The organism is Streptomyces sp. NEAU-sy36, assembly GCF_013423905.1.
GTDB lineage: Bacteria > Actinomycetota > Actinomycetes > Streptomycetales > Streptomycetaceae > Streptomyces > Streptomyces misionensis.
In genome coordinates this window covers 3223760-3243622 of sequence record NZ_CP058977.1, presented here as the reverse complement: position 1 = coordinate 3243622, position 19863 = coordinate 3223760, and the positions used below count along the sequence as shown (strand labels likewise).

The window sequence follows — 19863 nt, the reverse complement described above, 5'->3', positions numbered from 1 at the left end:
CTAGACGGGCTGCCAGGGGTTGCTCTCGTAGCAGCCGACGAGCAGCTCGGTCACGGCGGGATCGACGGCCAGCGCCGTCGCGTCGACGCCCGCGACCGGGACGGCCGGCGAGATGGAGTTCGAGAGGAAGGCCGCCAGGGCGGGGGTGCCTGCCGTCCAGGTCCCGAGGTCCCGCAGGTGGACCTCCCGCCGCTCGGAGGGGATGCCCTTCGCCGCCAGTCCCCGCTCCAGCAGCTGCATCGTGATCCCGGGCAGCACGGCGGCCCGGGGCCAGATCACCCGCTCGCCGTCGAAGAAACCGATGTTCGAGACCGAGGCTTCGCCGATCCGGCCGTCGCGGTCGACGAACAGCGCGTCGTCGTACCCGGCGAGCACCGCGCGGCGCCGGTGGAGACCGAGTCCGAAGGTCCCCGCGTGCTTGACGTGCGCGAGGTCCCGCTCGTACGCCACGGTCCGCAGCCGCACGGGCGAGGTCCGCTCCGGGAGGGGGTCGCCGGTCGTCACGGCCACGTCCGGCGCCACCTCCTCGCCGCGCAGCACCGCGTCCTGCCGGCGGCTGAAGACGGTCACGCGCACCGACGCCGCGTCCGGGCGGGCGCGCAGCGCGTGCCGGACGAAGGACCGCACCCGTTCGGTGTCCAGGCCCGTTCCGAACAGCTCCCGCGTGTTGTCCGCCAGCCGCTTCAGGTGCAGATCCAGTCCCCGGACCGCCGCGCCCCGCGCCTGCATCGACGAGAAGTGCGCGTAGGTGGCCCGCGCGAGTGCCTTCAGGTCCTCGCCGTCCGCTTCCGCACCGTTGACTTCCACCCGGTCGATGACGACCCCTCCCTCGCCCGTGTCCGGCCCTGCCCTGTCCCGGCCACCTTAGGCAACCGCCGGGCCGGCGGGCGATCGGCTTTCGCGCCCGGCCCTCAGCCGGGAGTGATCGGGAGGTCGTCGGTGTAGGCGTTGACGGGCGGGGCGATGGGGGTGGTGCCGCGGACGTCGAGCGCGGCCGGCGCGGTCCTGGTGCCGAGGGTGCCGCCGGGGTGCCAGGTGCCGGTGACGGCGAGCCAGGTGTCGGGCGGAGGTGCCGGTGTGCCGTGGACGCGGACCTTCACGGTCTGGGAGTCGGCCGCGCAGCACGTGAAGACGATGCGGGTCAGGTACCAGCCGTCGCCGTCTGGGGCCGGGGTGACGAAGCCGGTCAGCCGGACGGTACGGCCGCGGATGGCCCCGCTGTCGTCCTGCTGGACCCGTCTGGTGAACTCCGTGAGCGTCAGCGGCAGCGGGGAGGTCGCGGGCAGCGGCGCGAACGCCTTCTTGCGGGCGGCGAGCGGCTGGGTGTCGGAGCGGGCGGCGGTGTAGGCGCCGAGCGCGGGCGGGGTCCACAGCAGCAGGCTCAGCGCCGGGAGCAGGAGCAGCCAGGCGATCCGCGGCGGTCCGGCGTGGTCGTGGCCGTGGTGCCCTTCGCCGTGGTTCCGGGAGAGCGCCGCCGCGAGGGCGAGCAGCGCCAGGACGGCGCCGGAGGCGAGGAGCAGGGGGCGCAGCCCTGCCTTGACGTAGCGCAGGTAGGTGTCGGTGAACAGGCTGATGTGCAGCAGTCCGGCGCCGGTCAGGGCGGGCAGCAGGGTCTGGACGGGCCGTCTCACAGCAGGGCGCCTCCGATCAGGGCTCCGGCGGCGACGGCCACGACCAGGGTCGCCGTGCAGAACCGCCAGGCGAAGGCGCGGCCGAAGGTGCCCGCCTGGAGGGCGATCAGCTTGAGGTCGACCATCGGGCCGACCACCATGAACACGAGCCGGGCGGTCGGCGGGAACGCGGTCAGCGAGGCGGCCACGAACGCGTCGGCCTCCGAGCAGACCGCCAGCAGCACGGCGAGCCCGGCCAGGAAGAGCACCGACAGCCAGGGGGTACCGGAGAAGGCGTCGAGGACGGCGCGCGGTACGGCGACGTTGAAGGTGGCGGCGGCCATGGCGCCAAGCACGAGGAAGCCGCCGGCGTGCAGGAAGTCGTGCTGGAAGCCGATCCGGAACTCGGTCCAGCGGCCGTGGCCGTGCTCGTGACCGTGCTCGTGGCCGGTGGGCCGGCGGCGCAGAACGGGGCGCAGCCACTTCTCGTCGCCCCGCCAGAGCCACAGCCAGCCCATCGCGGCGGCCGTGCCGAGGGAGGCGAGCAGCCGGGCGGCGACCATCGCGGGATCGCCCGGGAAGGCGACCGCGGTGGCGGTGAGCACCACGGGGTTGACGGCGGGCGCGGAGAGCAGGAACGCGAAGGCGGCGGCCGGGGTGACGCCCCGGCGGATCAGGCTGTTGGCGACGGGCACGGAGGCGCACTCGCAGCCCGGCAGCACCGCACCGGCCACGCCCGCGACCGGCACGGCGAGCGCGGGCCGCTTCGGCAGCACCCGGGTGAACAGGTCGGGGGGCACGAAGGCGTTGATCGCACCGGACAGCACGGTGCCGAGGATCAGGAAGGGGAGCGCCTGGACGGTGATGGCCAGGCAGACGGTGCGCCATGCCTGAACGGCCGGCTGGTCCGCCCACCGCGCACCGCCGAGCAGCAGCACCACCGCGACGCCCGCCGCCAGGGCGGCTGCGACGAGCGGCCAGGGCCGGACGCGGCGCACGGGCGGGTGGAGGGCGACGACCGCCACGCCCTCCCGCACGCCGACCGGTTCATCCGTCTTCTCCATGGTCACTCCGGATGTCGGGTCCGCCGACGATATGCGAGGACCACGGCCCGGCCGCGCACCCACGCCGCCGCGTGCGCCGCAGGACGCCCGACACGGTGGCTCTTCTCACAATTCGGGCGAAAGGGTGCTCCGAGTGACGGCAGCCACTTCGCTCGGGGCGGATTTTGTCTACGTTCACGAACCATGTCCTCGCATCCGCCCCGCATCGCACGCCGCACGGCCGGAGTCCTCCTCGCCACGGTGACCGCTCTGCTCGCCGCCGGGGTTCCGGCGGCGACCGCCGCCACCCCGGCTCCGGCACCCAAGCCGTCCCAGCCCATGCCCGACTCCGAGCCGTCGCGGTCCGCTCCGGCCGCGAAGCCGTCGGGGTCCCCCGCGCCCAAGCCTTCCGAGCCCCCCGCACCGGTGCCCGACCCCCATGCCACGGCGGCCGTCCTCGACCTCGACGCGGGCGGCGACTGGCCCGTGGTGCACGGCCCGGACCGCGCCTACGACACCGCCAGCATCGTCAAGGTCGACATCCTCGCCGCGCTGCTGCTCCAGGCCCAGGACGCCCACCGCTCCCTCACCGACGAGGAGCGCGGCCACGCCGAGCCGATGATCCGGCGCAGCGACAACGCCTCGGCCGACGCCCTGTGGCGGGAGATCGGCCGCGCCCCCGGCCTGGAGGCGGCCAACAAGCGCCTCGGGCTGACCTCGACCACGGGCGGCTCCGGCGGCAGGTGGGGCCTGACCCGGACGACCGCGAGCGATCAGATACGGCTGCTGCGCGCGGTCTTCGACGACTCGACCCCCTCCGCGCTCACCCCGGCCTCCCGGGACTACATCCGCACCCTGATGGGCGAGGTGCTGCCCGAGCAGTCCTGGGGCGTCTCGGCCGTGGACGCGGCCGGCGCCGGTACGAAGCTGAAGAACGGCTGGCTGGAGCGGAGCGCCACGCGCCTGTGGGACGTCAACAGCGTCGGCGCGGTCACCGTCGACGGCCACCGCTGCCTCGTCGCCGTCCTCTCCGACGGCAGCGCCTCCATGGACGCGGGCGTCTCCCTGGTGGAGCGCACCGCCCGCGAGGCCGTGTCGTAAGACGACACGGAAGACGCTTTTCGGGCGCCCTGGACGGGGCACGCGGCGGGGGTACGACTCCCGACCGGAGGGGCGGTGCCACCATGGCCGAGTACGAACGTTCCCGCACGATGCCCGCGCAGCCCGAGCACGTCTTCGACCAGGCGGCCAACGTCACCCAGCTGGACACCTGGCTGCCGGACGCCCTGCACGTGGCTCCGGAGGAGCCGCCCGCCGTCACGGTGCACGAGGCCGGCGCCGACCAGGACACCGCGGCGTTGCTGCGGGCCGAACCCGACCAGATGCGTCTGGAATGGGGCACGCGCGAGCAGGGCGAGTACGCCGGCTGGCTGCAGGTGGCGGGCATCGGCAGCGGGGCCAGCGAGGTGACCGTCCACCTGTCCTTCTTCGACGAGCGCCACGACCCGGGCGAACGCGCGGTCACCGAGGCGCTGGAGGGCAGCCTGCGCCGGCTGGAGGAACAGGTGCGCCTGCGCACCGACAACCCGGCCGGCTGAGGCACGGGAGGCGGCGGGGCCTCGCCTCCCGGCGGCCAGTGCGGCACGGCATGGAACCCGACGGATGTCCCGTACAACCGTCCGGGCGGCACAGACGTCTCACAGAGCGGGGAACTCACGTTCCCCGCATGTCAGTTCGTCCACCGCCGTCGCTCCAGTCAGAGGATTCCATGCCCTTCAGCTCCCCCGGCCCCCGTGCACTGCGCCAGAGCGCGGGCGCGTTCGGTGCCGTCGCCCTGATCGCTCTGGGCGCCGCACCGGCAGCGGCCGCCGACGACCCCACGACCGGCCTGGTGCTGGGCGGCATCGCCCCGTTCGAGAAGGTGAAGCCGGGCAGCGACCTCCAGCTCGCACCGACGTTCACCAACACCGGCGACGCGGCGCTGGACAAGGTCTGGATGTCGTACTCCGTCACCCGCGGCCTGAGCCAGCCCGAGGTGCCCGCCAACTGCCTGCGCTACGAGATCGCCGCGGCCGACGAGGAGCCGGGGCGCTCCGACGTGGTCTGCGAGTTCGACCAGCCGGTGCGCCCCGGCGTCGTCTACGCGCCGGAGCGCCCGCTGCCCCTGAAGGCGCTCGACCGGGCCCTGTACGACCGGCTGCGGGTGACGGTGGACTCCGCCGACACCGGCCCGGGCGACGGCGCCTCGGCCCCGGTGCGCGGCACCGCTCCCGCGGTGAAGCTGGCCGAGCGGCCCGACCAGACCCCGGCGCAGCCCGGTTCCGGGCAGCACGACGGCTGGGACGCCGCGGACGTCACGGTGACCGCCGACAACACGGCCGACTTCCAGGTGACCGGCGCCCGGCTGCGCGGGCGGGTCGGGGACACGGTCGCGCTGCGGGTGACGTACAAGAACGCGGGCCCCGCCTGGGTACTGCGGGACCTGGGCCAGAGCGCCACCCACGTCCTGGTCACACTGCCCGAGGGCACCTCGATGGTCAGGGCCGACGGTTTCTGCAAGAACACCGGGGCCGAGTCCTACGCCTGCGGCACCGGCCAGTCCTGGGTGACCGAGGGCGGCGGGGAGACCTACACCTTCAAGGTGAAGATCGACGAGGCGGTGCCCGGGGCGAAGGGCTATGTCGAACTCGCCGAGGAGCCCCGGCCGTTCGACCACGTGAAGAAGAACGACACCGCGGTCGTCACGCTCGCCGTCACCGGTGGCGGCAGCACGGGCGGGGGCTCGCAGGGCGGCGGTGACGGGACGGGCGGCTCCGGCTCCACGACGACCACGGGCGGCACCGGCGGCACGGCCACGACCGGCGGCACGGCCACGACCGGCGGGTCGTCCACCACCGGTACCTCCGGTACCTCCGGCACCGCGGCCACTGGTGGCACCGGCGGTACGTCCGGCGGCACCACGGGCGGCAGCCTGGCGAACACCGGTGCCGGTTCGGCGCTGCCGCTGGCGGGCGCCGCGGGCGCGGCCGTGCTGGCCGGCGCCGGGGTGCTGGTGGCCGTGCGCCGCCGGGGCGGCCGGCCGGAGTGACCCCCCGCTCGGCCTGACCGGCGGCGCCGCCGGTCAGGTCCCCGAGCCGACGCCCCGGGTGGTGTACGCGCACTCGGTGTAGATGTACCCGGGCTGGAGCCTGGCGGTGTCCGAGCCGGCGGTGGTCACCTTGCCGCTGTCCGGCTTGTGCACGAAGTAGGTGGTGCCGGGCGGGAGTTGGATGGTGCGCTGCGGGTAGTCCTTGCCGCCGCCGCACGGCTTGAAGGTGGACAGCAGCGTCTCGTACATCGAGTACGACGAGCAGCTCCCGCATCCCTTGAGGGTGAAGCTGCCGGTGACCGGTCCGGTGTACAGGACGGTGACGTCGTCCGGGCTGTCGTTCTTCACGGTGACGCTGATGCTGCCGCCGGAGGCCGTGGTGGGCAGTTTCTTGCCGGCCGCCGGGATGGTCTGGGCGACCTCGGCGGCTATCTCGATCTTCCGGGCCCGCTCCCGGTTCTTGTGGTGGGGGTGACCGGAGACGAAGTCGGCCATGGTCTTCTGCGCGCTGAGGAAGTCGCCGTTCTCGTACTCCTCGATGCCGCAGGAGTACGCCCCGTCGTCGCCGCTGCGCTTGGCCCGGGCCGCGGCCCTGGCCAGGCCGCCGTCGGCGTCCCCCGCGGTGGCGGACAGTTCGCCGATGCCGGTGTTCAGCCGGTTCAGCTTCTCCACGGCCGCACAGGCCTGGGAGCCGATGGCCTTCTCCTCGCTGCTCACCTCCGCGTCGACGGCGGGGGCGACCCTGGCCGCCTGCGGGGACCGGGGGAAGGTCTTCATCAGGTCGCCGAAGTGGGCGACCCAGTTGGTCGTGTCGCCCACGGCGATCTGCTGGGTCCCGCACTCGTAGAGCGAGGTCGCCAGCCGGTCGTCGGGCCAGCCGGCCAGAGAGCCGAGGGTGGACTTGGGCAGGTGGTCGGGCACCGTGCGCAGATAGGTCAGCGGGGCTATGGCGTCGCAGTACTCCTGGTCGGCGTAGGGGGCGGCGACCGTGGTGTAGTAGGCGTGCAGGCTGTCGGGGAGCTTGTGGGCGGCGCGGGAGCCGGAGTGGCCGACGGCGATGTCGCGGTAGACGGAGAGGGCCTGGTCGTAGTCGCTCCGCGCCCCGTTGTACGGCTTGGTCCGGTCGGCCGCCACCAGGCGGTCGGCGCGCGCCAGGCGGTCGACGAGCGCCTGCTGGACGGCCTCGTCGTGGGCGCTGCGGTACCAGAGCGTGCCGCCGGCCGGAACGGCGAGCAGCACCAGGCCGAGCAGCGCCGCGAGGGGCGTGCGGCCCGGCCGGGCGAGGTGGGTGCGGTATCCGAGGTGGGCGCCGTGGGCGGCGGCCAGGACCAGGACCAGGAGGTAGCCGGCGAGGACCGCGCCCGGGACGCCGTCGGCGTCGGCGGGCAGGGCGACGAGCAGCAGGATGCCGGTCGCCACCCAGCAGGCGGCAGTGAGCAGTCGGCGGCGCAGCAGGGCGTAGCCGAGGCCGAGGCCGGTCAGGTTGAGCAGGGCCACGGCGACGGCCCGCCAGGCGTCCGGAGGCGCGGGCGGCGGAGCGGTCGGCATGGGGGGCACGCTGTGTCCCTGGCCCGGGCCCCACGGCCAGGGCAACGCGGGATCACCGGCTCTTCCGGTGTCTCCAGGCCCTCCCGGGCCCCCGAAATCTCCGGACATGACCACTCCCCTTTTGTTCGACAATCCCACGATCCGAAGCACCGATTCTAACGGTCTTCTCATCCGAGGGGACCCCCAACAGCCGCTCCGTTATGGGCACTTGACCTCGCCGGTCCGACGAGCCGCCCTGTCGTGTCCCGGCGGTGTACGGCGGCCGAACGGCAAGGGGGACGGCCGCCCGCCGGGGGCGGTGCGGGGCCGGGCCCGCGCCGGAGGCCGAGCGCGCCCCCTCGTCTCTCACCGCCCCGCGTCGCCTGACCGGCCCAATGCGGGTGCGTCGAAGGGGCGAGGAGCCGTGACCGGTGTGACCGTGGTGGAAGAAATCCCCCGGGTGCGCCCTCGGCGGCCCGGGGCGCACCAGTGACGAGGAGGCGGGATGCCGGACCAGGTCGGCATGAGCGGGTCCGTGCTCGCGGACGGCGCCGACGCGGCCGACGCCACGGCCTTCGAGCAACTCGGCGCGGTCGCGGACGCGGTGCTCTACGAGGGCTATCTGCTCTACCCGTACCGCCGCTCCTCCCCCAAGAACCGCGTCCGCTGGCAGTTCGGGGTGCTCCTGCCCCGGGCCTGGGTGGAGCGCGACGGGCCGGTGGCGCCCGGGATCTCCGGCTCCGCGGACTCCTGGTACCAGCGCACCGAGTGCCTGCTGCGGGTGCGGCGGGAGGACGCGGTGGTACGGGTGCGGGTGCGGTACCTCCAGATGCAGCACAAGCAGGTGGAGGCCGCCGACGGCGCCGGCGGGCACCGCGCCGTGGAGTCCCTGCGGACGGACGACGGCGCCGCCCACCTCTCCTTCGACGAGGCCGTGCCGCGCGAGACCGAACTGACCGTGCCGCTGGCCGACTTGCTGGACGGCGACCGTACCGTCGCGGTCACCGCCCCCGCCGGGACCGAGCAGGAGCCGCTTCCCGCGGACGCGGGGCGCATCCTGCGGCGGCGCCGACGGCTGCGGGCCGAGACGACCGTCGGCGTGCGGCCGCTGGCGCCGGGGCTGTACCGGCTGCTGGTGCGCACCGAGAACACGGGCGAGCCGGCCGACCCCGGGGCGGTGCGGAACGAGGCGCTGCGCGACGCGCTGATCGCCACCCACACGCTCATCGGCGGCGAGGGCGTGGAGTTCGTCTCGCTGATCGATCCGCCCGCGGAGCTGGCCGGGTACGCGCGCGAGTGCCGCAACGCGTTCACCTTCCCCGTCCTCGGCGGCGCGGCCGCCTCCCCGGCGGAGGGTGACGGCGACGGGGAGACGGGCCCGGTGCTGCTGTCGGCGCCGATCATCCTGCCGGACCGTCCCCGGGTGGCGCCGGAGAGTCCGGGCGACCTGCACGACGCGGCGGAGATCGACGAGATCCTGACCCTGCGCACGATGCTGCTGACCGACGAGGAGAAGGCGGAGGCCCGCGCCACCGATCCGCGGGCCGCGCGCATCCTCGACCGGGTCGACACCATGCCCCGCGAGGTCTTCGAACGCCTCCACGGCACGATCCGCTCGCTGGCCCCGGTGGCCACGGCGGACCCCCCGGCCCCCGGACCGGCGCCGGAAGCGTCCGGTTCCCCCGCCGGTCCGCGCTCCGTCTGGTGGCGGGAAGGCGGGGACGAGGAGGTGGCGCCCGCGACGGACACCGTGCTCGTCGGCTCGGTGCCCGTGGGCGCCGGCAGCGCGGTGGTGCTGCGGCCGCGGCCGCGCGGTGCCGACGCCCAGGACATGTTCCTGGCCGGGCGGACGGCCACGGTCGCCGGGGTCTTCCACGACGTGGACGGCAGCGTGCGGCTCGCCGTGACCGTGGACGACGACCCCGCGGCCGAACTGCACGACTGGTACGGCCGTTTCCACTACTTCCGGCCCGACGAGGTCGAACCCCTCGCAACCACGGGCACCCCGGCCGGCTCCGGCCGGGCCCACGACCGACTGCGACGGAGGCCGCAGAGATGACCACACAGAGCGGTACCACCGAGGCCCGCGCCGACGCCCGCGAGGGTTTCGACGAGATCACCATCCTCTGGATCTCGGAGGGCATGAGCTGCGACGGCGACACCGTGTCGCTGACCGCCGCCGGTCAGCCGTCCATCGAGGACGTGGTCCTCGGCCTCATCCCGGGCCTGCCGAAGGTGAACCTGGTCAACAAGGTGCTCTCCCCCAGTCTGGGCGGGGAGGACTTCCTGGCCCCCTACCGCAAGGCGGCCCGCGGTGAACTGGAGCCGTTCATCCTGGTGATCGAGGGATCGATCCCCAACCAGAACATCATCGAGGGCGACGGCTACTGGACGTCGTTCGGCAACGACCCGGAGACCGGCGAGCCGCAGACCCTCAACTGGTGGATCGACCAGCTCGCGCCGAGGGCCTGGGCGGTGGTGGCCGCGGGCACCTGTGCGACGTTCGGCGGCATCCACGCCATGGCCGGCAACCCGACCGGCTGCATGGGACTCGCGGACTACCTGGGCTGGGAGTTCAAGGCCCGCTCCGGACTGCCGGTGGTCAACGTGCCCGGCTGCCCCATCCAGCCGGAGAACTTCATGGAGACCCTGGTGTGGGTGCTCCAGCACGCGGCCGGCGCCGCTCCCCCGCCGCCGCTGGACCACATGCTGCGCCCGCAGTGGCTGTTCGGCAAGACCGTGCACGAGGGCTGCGACCGGGCCGCGTACTACGAGCAGGCCGACTTCGCCAAGGACTACAACTCCCCCAAGTGCCAGGTGAAGGTGGGCTGCTGGGGACCGGTCGTCAACTGCAACGTGCCCAAGCGCGGCTGGATGTCCGGCATCGGCGGCTGCCCGAACGTCGGCGGCATCTGCATCGGCTGCACGATGCCCAGCTTCCCCGACGCCTTCATGCCGTTCATGGACGAACCCCCCGGCGGCACGCTCTCCTCGATGGTGATCAAGCCGTACGGGGCGGTCGTCCGCCGACTGCGCGGGCTGACCAACGACATGGTGAACCACGAGCCCCGCTGGCGGCACAACAAGCGCAAGCTGACCAGCGGTTACGACCCGCACTGGCGCGCCTGAGGCCGCCGTCCCCCACCCCACCCCGCCCCGATCCGCCCGACCCGAACAGCGAGGGACCGTACCGCAGATGACCACCACCGAATCGCGGGCCGCAGGACGCAAACCCGCCCAGCTCGTGGACATGTCCTGGGATCCGATCACCCGGATCATCGGCAACCTGGGCATCTACACGAAGATCGACTTCGCCAACCGTGAGGTCGTCGAGTGCCACAGCACCTCGTCGCTGTTCCGCGGCTACTCGGTGTTCATGAAGGGCAAGGACCCGCGCGACGCCGGGTTCATCACCTCACGGATCTGCGGCATCTGCGGCGACAACCACACCACCTGCTCCAACTACGCCCAGCAGATGGCCTACGGGGTCAAACCGCCGAAGCTGGCCGAGCACATCACCAACCTGGGCGAGGCGGCGGAGTACATCTTCGACCACACCATCTTCCAGGACAACCTGGTCTTCGTGGACTTCTGCGAGGCGATGGTCAAGGCCACCAACCCCGGGGTGCTGGCCCGCGCCGAACGCACCGACGCGCCCCGCGGCGACGTGCACGGCTACCGCACCATCGCCGAGATCATGAAGGCGTTCAACCCCTTCGAGGGCGAGGTCTACAAGGAGGCGCTGAAGGTCAGCCGGATCACCCGGGAGATGTTCTGCCTGATGGAGGGGCGCCATGTGCACCCCTCCACGCTGTACCCGGGTGGCGTCGGCACGATGCCGCAGCCCAACACCTTCACCGACTACCTCAGCCGGCTGATGCGCGTCATCGACTTCGTGAAGAAGGCGGTCGCGATGAACGACGACGTCTTCGACTTCTTCTACGAGGCGCTGCCGGGCTACGAGGAGGTCGGCAGGCGCCGCGTCCTGCTGGGCTGCTGGGGCGCGTTCCAGAACCCGGACGTGGTCGACTACCGCTACGCCACCATGAACGAGTGGGGCAAGGCCATGTACGTCACCCCGGGCGTCGTCGTGGACGGCAAGCTGGTCACCAACAACCTGATCGACATCAACCTCGGGCTGCGCGTCATGCTGGGCAGCTCCTTCTACGAGGACTGGGTGAACGAGGAGCCGTTCGTCACCCACGACCCGCTGGGCAACCCCGTCGACATGCGTCACCCGTGGAACCAGACCACGGTGCCCGTGCCGCAGAAGCGGGACTTCGAGGGCAACTACAGCTGGGTGATGAGCCCGCGGTGGTACCACCCGGACACCGGCGAGCACCTCGCCCTGGACACCGGCGGCGGCCCGCTGGCCCGGCTGTGGTCGACCGCGCTGAGCGGCCTGGTGGACACGCCGTACGTCAAGGCGACCGGCGGCGGCATCCGCATCACCCTGCCCAAGGGCGAGAAGCTGCCGGAGACCACCCTGGAGTGGCGCATCCCGAAGTGGAGCAACACCCTCGAACGCGATCGCGCCCGGCCGTACTTCATCGCCTACGCCGCCGCCATGGCGCTCCAGTTCCTGGAGGAGGCCATGGGGATGATGCGCAGCGGCGACACCAAGGTGTACGAGAACTTCGAGGTGCCGGACGAGTCGATCGGCTGCGGTTTCCACGAGGCGGTGCGCGGGGTCCTCTCGCACCACCTGGTGATCCGGGACAAGAAGATCGCCAACTACCACCCGTACCCGCCGACCCCGTGGAACGCCAGCCCGAGGGACATCTACGGCACGCCGGGTCCGTACGAGGACGCGGTGCAGGGCCAGCCGGTCTTCGAGGAGAACGGTCCCGACGACTTCAAGGGCGTCGACATCATGCGCACCGTGCGCAGCTTCGACCCCTGTCTGCCGTGCGGGGTGCACATGTACATGGGCAAGGGCAAGACCCTGACCACGGTGCACTCGCCGACGTACGGGGCGAACCATGCCTGAGCCCGCCGAGCGGCTGGGCGACCCCGCGGTGGAGGCACGCCTCGCGCGGCTGGACGAGGCGCTGGCCGGGCTGGAGTCCGTGCCCGGCCCGGCCCTGGAGGCGGTGCGGCTGCTGACCGAGGTCTACGGCGAGGCGCTGGCCCGGGTCGTGGACGGCGCGGACGAGCGGCTGTGGCGGCGGCTGGCCGACGACGAACTGGTCGCGCACCTCATGGTGCTGCACGACATCCACCCCGAGCCCCCGGCGGAGCGGGCCGCCCGTGCCGTGGAGCGGCTGCGGCCCGCGGTGCGCGAGCGCGGCGGCGACCTGGTGTGGGCCGGCGTCGAGGGCGGGGTGGCGCGGGTACGGCTGGATCCCGGTGGCTCCGGGGGCGGCTGCGGCGGCGGCTGCGGGGGCGGCTCCGCGGACATCGCGGCGGCGGTCCGGGCGGCCGTGCTGGCCGTCGCGCCCGAGCTGGACGACGTGCGGATCGGGCCGGGCGGCGAGGAGCGCGCGCAGGCTCCCGCGTTCGTGCCGCTGAGCACCGTCAAACGGCGGGCCGTGCCGCAGGAGGCGCGGTGAGCGCGGACGGCGCGCTCGCCCGGGTCATCCGCTCCGCCGCCGGGCGCGCCGCCACGGCAGAGGCCGAGAGCTGCGAGCTGTGCGCGGCCCGGGTGGCCGAGGAGCACGCGCACCTCTACGACACCGGGGCCGCGCAGGTGCGGTGCGTGTGCGGCCCCTGCTCGGTGCTGTTCGCGGACGGCGCGGCGGGCGAGGGCCGCTACCGGCTGGTGCCGCGGCGCCGGCTGCGGCTGCCGCCGGTCGACACGGCGGTGCTGGGGGTGCCGGTGGGCCTGGTGTTCTTCGTGCCGCGCTCGGACGGCTCGGTCACCGCGCAGGGGCCGAGTCCGGCCGGGGCGATGCGCTGGGAGGTGGACGCGGCGGCCTGGCGGCGGCTGGCCGGCGCGGTGCCGCAGCTGGCCGCCATGGTCCCCGACGTGGAGGCGCTGCTGGTGAACACCGTGCGGGGCCTGGACGAGCACTGGATCGTGCCGGTCGACGACTGCTACCGGATGACCGCGCTGGTCCGCCGCGAGTGGCGGGGCCTCTCCGGTGGCGGACGGGTCTGGCCCGCCGTAGAACGGTTCTTCAGGGACCTGACCGAACGGTCGTAGGACCCGGAAGGAGATCGGACATGGGCACCATCCGAGTGGGCCGCCCCCAGGCGAGGCCCGACACGCCGAGTCATGTACCCGGGCTGCACCAGGGCAACAAGGGCCCGTACCAGGAGCAGACCGGACACCACCGGGACGGCAGCTCCGACGCGCGCCGCTCCACCGGTATCCACTGGAAGCGGCATGACGCCCTGGTGGAGGACATGCCGAACATCTCCCCGGGATGAGAGAACGGAAAGTGACCGCCATGAGCGATTGCAGAAGCAGAAGGCGCGGGCGCGCGAGGATGTCCGGACGGCAGTTGCTGCTGCTCCAGGCCGCGCTGGCCGGCGGTGTCGTCACCGCCCTCGTCATCAAGGAACTCCCGGGCATCATGCGGGAGTTGCGGATCTTCCGGATGACCGGCGGGCCGGGCGCGAACCGGCGTTACCCCTAGGGCGCCCCGTGCACGAACTGTCGATCGCGACGGCGATCGTGGAGCAGGCCGAACGGCTCGCCCGCGCGGACGGTGCGGACCGGGTGTCCACGGTGACCGTCCGTGTCGGCGAGCTGGCCGGGGTGGTGCCGGACGCGCTGCACTTCGCCTTCGAGGTGGCCCGTGACGGCACGGCGCTCGCCGGTGCCCGGCTGGAGGTGGAGGCGGTGCCCGCGCTGGCCTGGTGCGGCGGCTGTGGCGAGGAGTTCGCGGTCGGCATGCCGCCTTTCTTCTGGTGTCCGCACTGCGACCGTCCCGCGCAGGAGCTGCGCAGCGGCCGGGAGCTGGAGATCACGGCGGTGGAGGCATGAGGACGGCCCCGCGGCGGCGGGGCCGTCCTCGTGCGTGGTGACCGGTCAGCAGATGCGGGGCAGCTGCTCCCCCAGCGGCAGGTCGACGACCCGGGTGCCGCCGAGACCGGTGGCGACGACGACCATGCCGGGGTGGTCCGCCACGCACTCCCCGATCAGCGCCGCGCCGGTGCCCTGCGGGTGGGCCCGCATCGCGGCGAGCACCGCCTCGGCGTGCTCGGGCGGCACGAAGGCGACGAGCCGGCCCTCGTTGGCGACGTACAGCGGGTCCAGACCGAGGAAGGCGCAGGCGTTCGCGACCTCCTCGGGGACCGGGACGGCCCGGTCGCGCAGCCGGACCCCGGTGCCGGAGGCGCGGGCGATCTCGTTCAGGGAGGCGCCGAGGCCGCCCCGCGTGGGGTCGCGCAGCACGTGGATGTCCTTGGTGACCTCCAGCATGGCCGCGACCAGCCCGGCCAGCGGCGCGGTGTCGGAGGTGATCTCGACGCCGAACTCCAGGCCCTCGCGCACGCTCATCACCGCCACGCCGTGCAGGCCGATCGGGCCGCTGACGATGACGGCGTCACCGGGCCGGGCGCGCTGGGGGCGGATGTCGACGCCGTCGGGGACCACGCCGACGCCCGCGGTGGTGACGTAGACGCCGTCGCCGTGGCCGGACTCGACCACCTTGGTGTCCCCGGTGGCGACGACGACGCCCGCGGCCTCGGCCGCGGCACCGAGCGCGCGGGCGATCCGCTCGACCACGGCCAGTTCCACGCCCTCCTCCAGGACGAAGGCGGTGGACAGGAAGGCGGGCCGGGCGCCGCTCATGGCGAGGTCGTTGACGGTGCCGTTGACGGCGAGGTCGCCGAGGCTGCCGCCGGGGAAGAACAGCGGCCGTACGACGTAGGAGTCGGTGGAGAAGGCCAGCCGGGCGCCGCCGAGCTCGAAGACGGCGGAGTCGGTGAGGGCGGCGAGGGTGGGGTTGCCGTAGGCCGGGGCGAAGACCTGTTCGATCAGCTCGGCGGAGAGGGCACCGCCGCCGCCGTGGCCCATCACGACGACCGGCTGGTCGCGCAGGGGGGCGGGGCAGGTCCAGTTCGCCGGGTCGACGGCGGTGTCGGGGGCGGCGAGGTCAGCCAACGGGGTTCATCTCCTCCTGCGGGATGCGCGATCCCTGCGGTGCCGGGGCGTTCATGCGGCGGTAGAGGTGGTAGGCGGCGCAGGCGCCCTCGCTGGAGACCATGGTGGCGCCGAGCGGTGTGCGCGGGGTGCAGGCCGTGCCGAACGCCTCGCACTCGGTCGGCTTGATCAGGCCCTGGAGGACCTCGCCGGCCCGGCAGATGGCGGGTTCCTCGGTGCGGATACCGCCGACGTCGAAGCGGTGCTCGGCGTCGTAGGCGCGGAAGGCGTCGCCGAGCCGCCAGCCGCTGGCGGGGATGCGGCCGATGCCGCGCCAGTTGCGGTCGGTGACCTCGAAGACCTCCTCCAGCATGCGCAGGGCCGCCGGGTTGCCCTGGTCGCGCACGGCCCGGGGGTAGGCGTTCTCCACCCGGTGCTCGCCGCGCTCCAGCTGGTGGACGGCGCGCCGGATCCCTTCGAGGATGTCGAGGGGCTCGAAGCCGGTGACGACGACGGGCACGCGGTGCCGCTCGGCCAGCTCCGGGTACTCGGCGGTGCCCATCACGCTGCACACGTGCCCGGCGGCGAGGAAGCCCTGCACCCGGCAGCTGGGCGCGGTCATGATCGCCTCGATGGCCGGGGGGACCCGGACGTGGGAGACGAGCAGGCTGAAGTTGCCGATCCCGAGGCGGCGGGCCTGGTGGACGGCCATGGCGTTGGCGGGGGCGGTGGTCTCGAAGCCGATGGCGAAGAAGACGACCTCGCGGTCGGGGTTCCTGCGGGCGAGGTCGAGCGCGTCGAGCGGCGAGTACACCACCCGTACGTCGCCGCCCTCGCCCTTGACACGGAACAGGTCGCGGTCGGTGCCGGGGACCCGCAGCATGTCCCCGAAGGAGCAGAAGACGACCCCGGGGCGGGCGGCGATCTCCAGGGCCTTGTCGATGACCTCCAGCGGGGTGACGCACACCGGGCAGCCGGGGCCGTGGATCAACTCGACCTGTTCGGGGAGGAGTTGGTCGATGCCGTGCCGGATGATGGAGTGGGTCTGGCCGCCGCAGACCTCCATCAGGGCCCAGGGGCGGGTGGCCGTGGCGTGGATCTCGTCCAGCAGCCGGCGCGCCCGCTCGGGGTCGTTGAACTCCTCGATGTACTTCACCGGACCTCACTCTCGCTCTCCTGGCGCGCGGCCTGTTCCCACGCGTCGCCGAACTCCTCCTCCAGCAGGCCGAGTTGGTCGAACAGCTCAAGGGAGGCGCGGGCCGACTCCTCGTCCAGGCGCTGGAGCGCGAAGCCGACGTGCACGATCACGTACTCGCCGACCCGCACATCGGGCAGGTACTCCAGGCAGGCCTCCTTGCGGACGCCGCCGAAGTCGATCACGCCCATGAGGGGGTCGGCCTGGTGGTCGATGGACACGACCTTGCCGGGCACTGCCAGACACATGTCTCACTCCGTCTCGTGGTGGGGTGCGGTGGCCGCGACCATCAGCTGGCCGAGCGCCAGCCCGCCGTCGTTGGGCGGGACTTCGCCGTGCCGCAGGACCGTGAAGCCGTCGGCCCGCAGCAGGGCGGAGCACTTCTCCTCCAGCAGGGCGTTGGCGAACACCCCGCCGGTGAGGGCGACCGTGTCCAGACCGGTCGCGCCGCGGGCCCGGCGGCAGATCTCGGTGACCGCTCGGGCCACGCCCCGGTGGAAGCGGGCCGCGAGCACCGGGGCCGGGGTGCCGCGGCGCCGGTCGGCGAGCAGTGCGCGCAGCATCGGCGCGGGATCGCAGACCAGGGACCGGCCCGCGGTGAGCCCGAACGGGTAGGCCACCGCGTCCGCGTCCCGCGCCCGGGTGGCCGCCGCCTCCAGCTCCAACGCCGCCTGCGCCTCGTACCCGGCGCGGTGGCACAGACCCGCGAGGGAGGCCACGGCGTCGAACAGCCGGCCCATGCTGGACGTGGGCACACAGGCCACCTGCCGGTCCAACTGTCGCCTCAGCAGGTCGAGTTCGGTCGGCGAACAGGCGGTGACGCTGGGCAGGTCCGCCGTCCAGGGCAGGCCCGCGGCCCACAGCCGGGCCAGGGCCAGCCGGCAGGGGTTGGCCACGCCCGCGTCACCTCCGGGCAGCGGGGCCGGGGCGAGGTGGGCGAAGCGCCGGTGGCCGGTGTAGTCGGCGAGCAGGATCTCGCCGCCCCACACCGTGCCGTCGTCGCCGTAGCCGGTGCCGTCGAAGGCGACGCCGATGACCGGGGTGGTGCCGTCGAGGCCGTGTTCGGCCATGGCGGAGGCGATGTGGGCGTGGTGGTGCTGCACCTGGCGCAGCGGCAGCCGGGTCCCGGCGCGCCGGCGGGCCCAGCCGGTCGAGTGGTAGCCGGGGTGCCGGTCCGCGGCGACCAGTTCCGGGGTGACGTTGGTCAGGCGGCCCAGGTGCCGCTCGGCGCGGCAGGCGGCCTCCAGGGTGGAGAGTTCGCCCATGTCGCCGATGTGCGGACCGAACCAGGCCAGGTCCCCCGCGCCGAGGCACGGCACGTTCTTCAGATCGCCGCCGACCGCGAGCGCGGGCCGCACCGCGACCGGCAGCCGCAGCGCGCGGGGGACGTAGCCGCGTGAGCGGCGCAGCACCTGTTCGGTGCCGTCGGGGCGCACCCGCAGCAGGGAGTCGTCGCAGGGCGAGGCGATGGGCCGGTCGTGGGCGAGCCAGGCGTCGGCGAGCCCGGCGAGCCGGCTCCGGGCCTCGTCGTCGTCGGTGACGATGGGTTCGCCGGAGCGGTTGCCGCTGGTCATCACCAGCACCCGGGGTCCCGGTGGGTCGCCGGGCAGCCCGAACAGCAGGGTGTGCACCGGGGTGTAGGGCAGCAGCACGCCGATGTGCGGGCTGCCGGGGCAGACCCCGTCGGCCGGCCGGAGCCCGTCGGCCGGGGTGCGGCGGCGCAGCAGCACGATGGGGCGGCGCGGGCCGGTCAGGGCGGCGCGCTCGGCGGCGGAGAGGAACGCGAGGCGCTCCGCGGTGGCGAGGTCGGCGCACATCACCGCGAACGCCTTGCCGCCGCGCTCCTTGCGTGCGCGCAGCGTGGCGACGGCCGCGGGGTCGGTGGCGTCGCAGGCCAGGTGGTAGCCGCCGAGGCCCTTGACGGCGACGATGCGTCCGGCGGCGAGCAGTTCCCGGGCCCCCGCGAGGGCGTCCGCGTCCCGCAGGGGGCGCGTCCCGGGGCCGGTCAGGGTGAGACGGGGGCCGCAACGGGGGCAGGCGACGGGCTGGGCGTGGAAGCGCCGGTCGGCGGGATCGCCGTACTCCCGGGCGCAGTCGGGGCACATCGGGAAGCCGGCCATGGTGGTCGCCACCCGGTCGTACGGCATGCCGGTGGCGATGGTGAAGCGGGGGCCGCAGTGGGTGCAGGTCACGAACGGGTGCCGGTGCCTGCGGTCGTCCGGGTCCGCGAGTTCGCGCAGGCAGTCGGCGCAGGCCGCGGTGTCGGGCGGGAGCTGGGCGCGGCCGGCGGCCCGGTCGGTGGAACGGATCGCGAACGGCCCGCTGTCGCCCGCGGCGGGCAGCTCCTCGTGGGCCACGCGGGTCACCGTGGCCAGCGGCGGGGGCCGGTGGGCCAGCGCCGCGCAGAAGCGGTCCACCTCCTGCCACGGGCCCTCGACCTCGATCAGCACCCCGTCCCCGGTGTTGCCGACGAACCCGGCCAGGCCCAGCCGGCCGGCCAGGCGGTGCACATACGGCCGGAAGCCCACCCCCTGCACGGTGCCGTGCACGGTCAGCCGGCGGCGGACCGGGCCGGTCGGGGGCGCGGTCATGCGACGGGCGCGGACTCGGCGTGGTGGTGGCCGTGCGGGTGCGGGGCGAGGGGCGGCCGGTGCGCGGGGCCGCCGTCGCGGACGGCGAGGGCCCGGTCGAGGAGGACGGCGACCCCGTCGCCGGTGCGGGCGCAGGACCGTACGATCTCCACCCCCGGGTTGACCCGCCGCACGTTCTCCCGGAACGCGGCCTCGTCGAAGCCGGCCGCCTCGGCGAGGTCGGTCTTGGTGATGACGACGAGGTGGGCGGAGCCGAACGCGGTCGGGTACTTCAACGGCTTGTCCTCGCCCTCGGTGACCGCCATCAGCACGATCCGCAGGGACTCGCCGAGGTCGTACGAGGCGGGGCAGACCAGGTTGCCGACGTTCTCCACGAAGAGCACCGAGGTGTCCCGCGGCAGCCATCCCGCCAGCCGGGCCCGCACCTGACGGGCCTCCAGGTGGCACAGCCCGTCGGTGAGCAGCTGCTGGACGGGGGCGCCCGAGCGGGCGAGGCGGGTGGCGTCGTTCTCGGTCGCCAGGTCGGCGGTGAGCACGGCGACCGGCACGCCCCGCTCGACCGCGTGGGCGAGCACCCGTCCGAGCAGTTCGGTCTTGCCGCTGCCCGGGCTGGACAGCAGGTTGACCACGGCCACCCCCTGCCCGGTCAGCTCTTCGCGCAGGCTCGCGGCGAGGTCGTCGTTCTTCGCCAGGACGGCCTGTCTGACGTCGGACCGGCACATGGGCGCTGCTCCTCGGGTCTGGGGGCTGGGGCCCGGGCCGCGTCCCGCGCGGCCC

Annotated in this window: 20 protein-coding genes; 11 read left to right on the top strand and 9 right to left on the bottom strand. The window is 73.9% G+C overall.

The window, feature by feature from the left end; all coding sequences use genetic code 11:
- The 3 genes from HZZ00_RS14915 to HZZ00_RS14905 form a co-directional block, all read right to left on the bottom strand.
- Positions 1-807 carry an aminotransferase class IV gene (locus HZZ00_RS14915; RefSeq protein ID WP_219014024.1) on the bottom strand — a complete coding sequence of 269 codons (807 nt, stop codon included), beginning with the start codon at positions 805-807 and terminating at the stop codon, positions 1-3.
- 104 nt (positions 808-911) lie between these two features.
- On the bottom strand, positions 912-1631 hold the full coding sequence (locus HZZ00_RS14910; protein ID WP_180332639.1) for a TIGR03943 family protein: 720 nt from the start codon (positions 1629-1631) through the stop codon (positions 912-914).
- Positions 1628-2674, bottom strand: a complete 1047-nt coding sequence (locus HZZ00_RS14905) for a permease (protein ID WP_180332638.1) — start codon at positions 2672-2674, stop codon at positions 1628-1630. The genes HZZ00_RS14910 and HZZ00_RS14905 overlap by 4 nt, the downstream gene beginning before the upstream one ends.
- A gap of 183 nt (positions 2675-2857) precedes the next feature.
- On the opposite strand from HZZ00_RS14905, the gene HZZ00_RS14900 reads away from it, so the two are divergent.
- From HZZ00_RS14900 to HZZ00_RS14890, 3 genes are all read left to right on the top strand, one after another.
- Positions 2858-3754: a serine hydrolase gene (locus HZZ00_RS14900; protein WP_257585798.1), complete on the top strand. Its 897-nt coding sequence runs from the start codon at positions 2858-2860 to the stop codon at positions 3752-3754.
- An 83-nt stretch (positions 3755-3837) separates the two neighbouring features.
- On the top strand, positions 3838-4251 hold the full coding sequence (locus tag HZZ00_RS14895; RefSeq protein WP_070024843.1) for an SRPBCC family protein: 414 nt from the start codon (positions 3838-3840) through the stop codon (positions 4249-4251).
- A gap of 170 nt (positions 4252-4421) precedes the next feature.
- Positions 4422-5741: a hypothetical protein gene (locus HZZ00_RS14890; RefSeq protein WP_180332637.1), complete on the top strand. Its 1320-nt coding sequence runs from the start codon at positions 4422-4424 to the stop codon at positions 5739-5741.
- 33 nt (positions 5742-5774) lie between these two features.
- Here HZZ00_RS14890 and HZZ00_RS14885 read toward each other — a convergent pair whose 3' ends face one another.
- Positions 5775-7289, bottom strand: a complete 1515-nt coding sequence (locus HZZ00_RS14885; protein WP_180332636.1) for a hypothetical protein — start codon at positions 7287-7289, stop codon at positions 5775-5777.
- Positions 7290-7773: 484 nt separating this feature from the next.
- On the opposite strand from HZZ00_RS14885, the gene HZZ00_RS14880 reads away from it, so the two are divergent.
- The 8 genes from HZZ00_RS14880 (at position 7774) to hypA (ending at position 14199) form a co-directional block, all read left to right on the top strand.
- On the top strand, positions 7774-9327 hold the full coding sequence (locus tag HZZ00_RS14880) for a hypothetical protein (RefSeq protein WP_374028527.1): 1554 nt from the start codon (positions 7774-7776) through the stop codon (positions 9325-9327).
- Entirely contained in the window at positions 9324-10397 is a 1074-nt protein-coding gene (locus HZZ00_RS14875; protein ID WP_180332635.1) for a hydrogenase expression protein HypE, read from the top strand. Before HZZ00_RS14880 ends, HZZ00_RS14875 begins: the two co-directional genes overlap by 4 nt.
- A 67-nt stretch (positions 10398-10464) precedes the next feature.
- Positions 10465-12258: a nickel-dependent hydrogenase large subunit gene (locus HZZ00_RS14870; RefSeq protein WP_070024839.1), complete on the top strand. Its 1794-nt coding sequence runs from the start codon at positions 10465-10467 to the stop codon at positions 12256-12258.
- The gene (locus HZZ00_RS14865) at positions 12251-12820 is read left to right on the top strand and encodes a NifU family protein (protein ID WP_180332634.1); all 570 of its coding nucleotides are present in this window, start codon (positions 12251-12253) and stop codon (positions 12818-12820) included. Before HZZ00_RS14870 ends, HZZ00_RS14865 begins: the two co-directional genes overlap by 8 nt.
- Positions 12817-13413: a DUF5947 family protein gene (locus tag HZZ00_RS14860; protein ID WP_180332633.1), complete on the top strand. Its 597-nt coding sequence runs from the start codon at positions 12817-12819 to the stop codon at positions 13411-13413. The genes HZZ00_RS14865 and HZZ00_RS14860 overlap by 4 nt, the downstream gene beginning before the upstream one ends.
- Before the next feature lie 20 nt (positions 13414-13433).
- Complete coding sequence (locus HZZ00_RS14855) at positions 13434-13640, top strand: hypothetical protein (protein ID WP_180332632.1); 207 nt, start codon at positions 13434-13436, stop codon at positions 13638-13640.
- 20 nt (positions 13641-13660) lie between these two features.
- On the top strand, positions 13661-13849 hold the full coding sequence (locus tag HZZ00_RS14850; protein WP_180327582.1) for a hypothetical protein: 189 nt from the start codon (positions 13661-13663) through the stop codon (positions 13847-13849).
- An 8-nt stretch (positions 13850-13857) separates the two neighbouring features.
- Entirely contained in the window at positions 13858-14199 is a 342-nt protein-coding gene (hypA, locus tag HZZ00_RS14845) for a hydrogenase maturation nickel metallochaperone HypA (RefSeq protein ID WP_180332631.1), read from the top strand.
- A 45-nt stretch (positions 14200-14244) separates the two neighbouring features.
- Here hypA and hypE read toward each other — a convergent pair whose 3' ends face one another.
- Genes hypE through hypB form a run of 5 tightly spaced genes read right to left on the bottom strand, consistent with a single transcriptional unit; the run spans position 14245 to position 19808 of the window.
- Entirely contained in the window at positions 14245-15321 is a 1077-nt protein-coding gene (hypE, locus tag HZZ00_RS14840) for a hydrogenase expression/formation protein HypE (protein WP_306856171.1), read from the bottom strand.
- Positions 15314-16456, bottom strand: coding sequence for a hydrogenase formation protein HypD (gene hypD, locus HZZ00_RS14835; RefSeq protein ID WP_180332630.1), 1143 nt, complete (start codon positions 16454-16456; stop codon positions 15314-15316). Before hypD ends, hypE begins: the two co-directional genes overlap by 8 nt.
- Positions 16453-16743: a HypC/HybG/HupF family hydrogenase formation chaperone gene (locus tag HZZ00_RS14830; RefSeq protein ID WP_180332629.1), complete on the bottom strand. Its 291-nt coding sequence runs from the start codon at positions 16741-16743 to the stop codon at positions 16453-16455. The genes hypD and HZZ00_RS14830 overlap by 4 nt, the downstream gene beginning before the upstream one ends.
- A 3-nt stretch (positions 16744-16746) precedes the next feature.
- Complete coding sequence (gene hypF / locus HZZ00_RS14825; protein ID WP_180332628.1) at positions 16747-19086, bottom strand: carbamoyltransferase HypF; 2340 nt, start codon at positions 19084-19086, stop codon at positions 16747-16749.
- Entirely contained in the window at positions 19083-19808 is a 726-nt protein-coding gene (hypB, locus tag HZZ00_RS14820) for a hydrogenase nickel incorporation protein HypB (RefSeq protein WP_180332627.1), read from the bottom strand. Before hypB ends, hypF begins: the two co-directional genes overlap by 4 nt.
- Positions 19809-19863 lie beyond the last annotated feature (55 nt).

Bases quoted from the DNA above. Each gene is read 5' to 3' on its own strand.
- HZZ00_RS14905 (WP_180332638.1), bottom strand. From the start codon at position 2,674: ATGGAGAAGACGGATGAACCGGTCGGCGTGCGGGAGGGCGTGGCGGTC.
- HZZ00_RS14900 (WP_257585798.1), top strand. From the start codon at position 2,858: ATGTCCTCGCATCCGCCCCGCATCGCACGCCGCACGGCCGGAGTCCTC.
- HZZ00_RS14895 (WP_070024843.1), top strand. From the start codon at position 3,838: ATGGCCGAGTACGAACGTTCCCGCACGATGCCCGCGCAGCCCGAGCAC.
- HZZ00_RS14890 (WP_180332637.1), top strand. From the start codon at position 4,422: ATGCCCTTCAGCTCCCCCGGCCCCCGTGCACTGCGCCAGAGCGCGGGC.
- HZZ00_RS14885 (WP_180332636.1), bottom strand. From the start codon at position 7,289: ATGCCGACCGCTCCGCCGCCCGCGCCTCCGGACGCCTGGCGGGCCGTC.
- HZZ00_RS14880 (WP_374028527.1), top strand. From the start codon at position 7,774: ATGCCGGACCAGGTCGGCATGAGCGGGTCCGTGCTCGCGGACGGCGCC.
- HZZ00_RS14875 (WP_180332635.1), top strand. From the start codon at position 9,324: ATGACCACACAGAGCGGTACCACCGAGGCCCGCGCCGACGCCCGCGAG.
- HZZ00_RS14870 (WP_070024839.1), top strand. From the start codon at position 10,465: ATGACCACCACCGAATCGCGGGCCGCAGGACGCAAACCCGCCCAGCTC.
- HZZ00_RS14865 (WP_180332634.1), top strand. From the start codon at position 12,251: ATGCCTGAGCCCGCCGAGCGGCTGGGCGACCCCGCGGTGGAGGCACGC.
- HZZ00_RS14855 (WP_180332632.1), top strand. From the start codon at position 13,434: ATGGGCACCATCCGAGTGGGCCGCCCCCAGGCGAGGCCCGACACGCCG.
- HZZ00_RS14850 (WP_180327582.1), top strand. From the start codon at position 13,661: ATGAGCGATTGCAGAAGCAGAAGGCGCGGGCGCGCGAGGATGTCCGGA.
- HZZ00_RS14830 (WP_180332629.1), bottom strand. From the start codon at position 16,743: ATGTGTCTGGCAGTGCCCGGCAAGGTCGTGTCCATCGACCACCAGGCC.
- hypF (WP_180332628.1), bottom strand. From the start codon at position 19,086: ATGACCGCGCCCCCGACCGGCCCGGTCCGCCGCCGGCTGACCGTGCAC.
- hypB (WP_180332627.1), bottom strand. From the start codon at position 19,808: ATGTGCCGGTCCGACGTCAGACAGGCCGTCCTGGCGAAGAACGACGAC.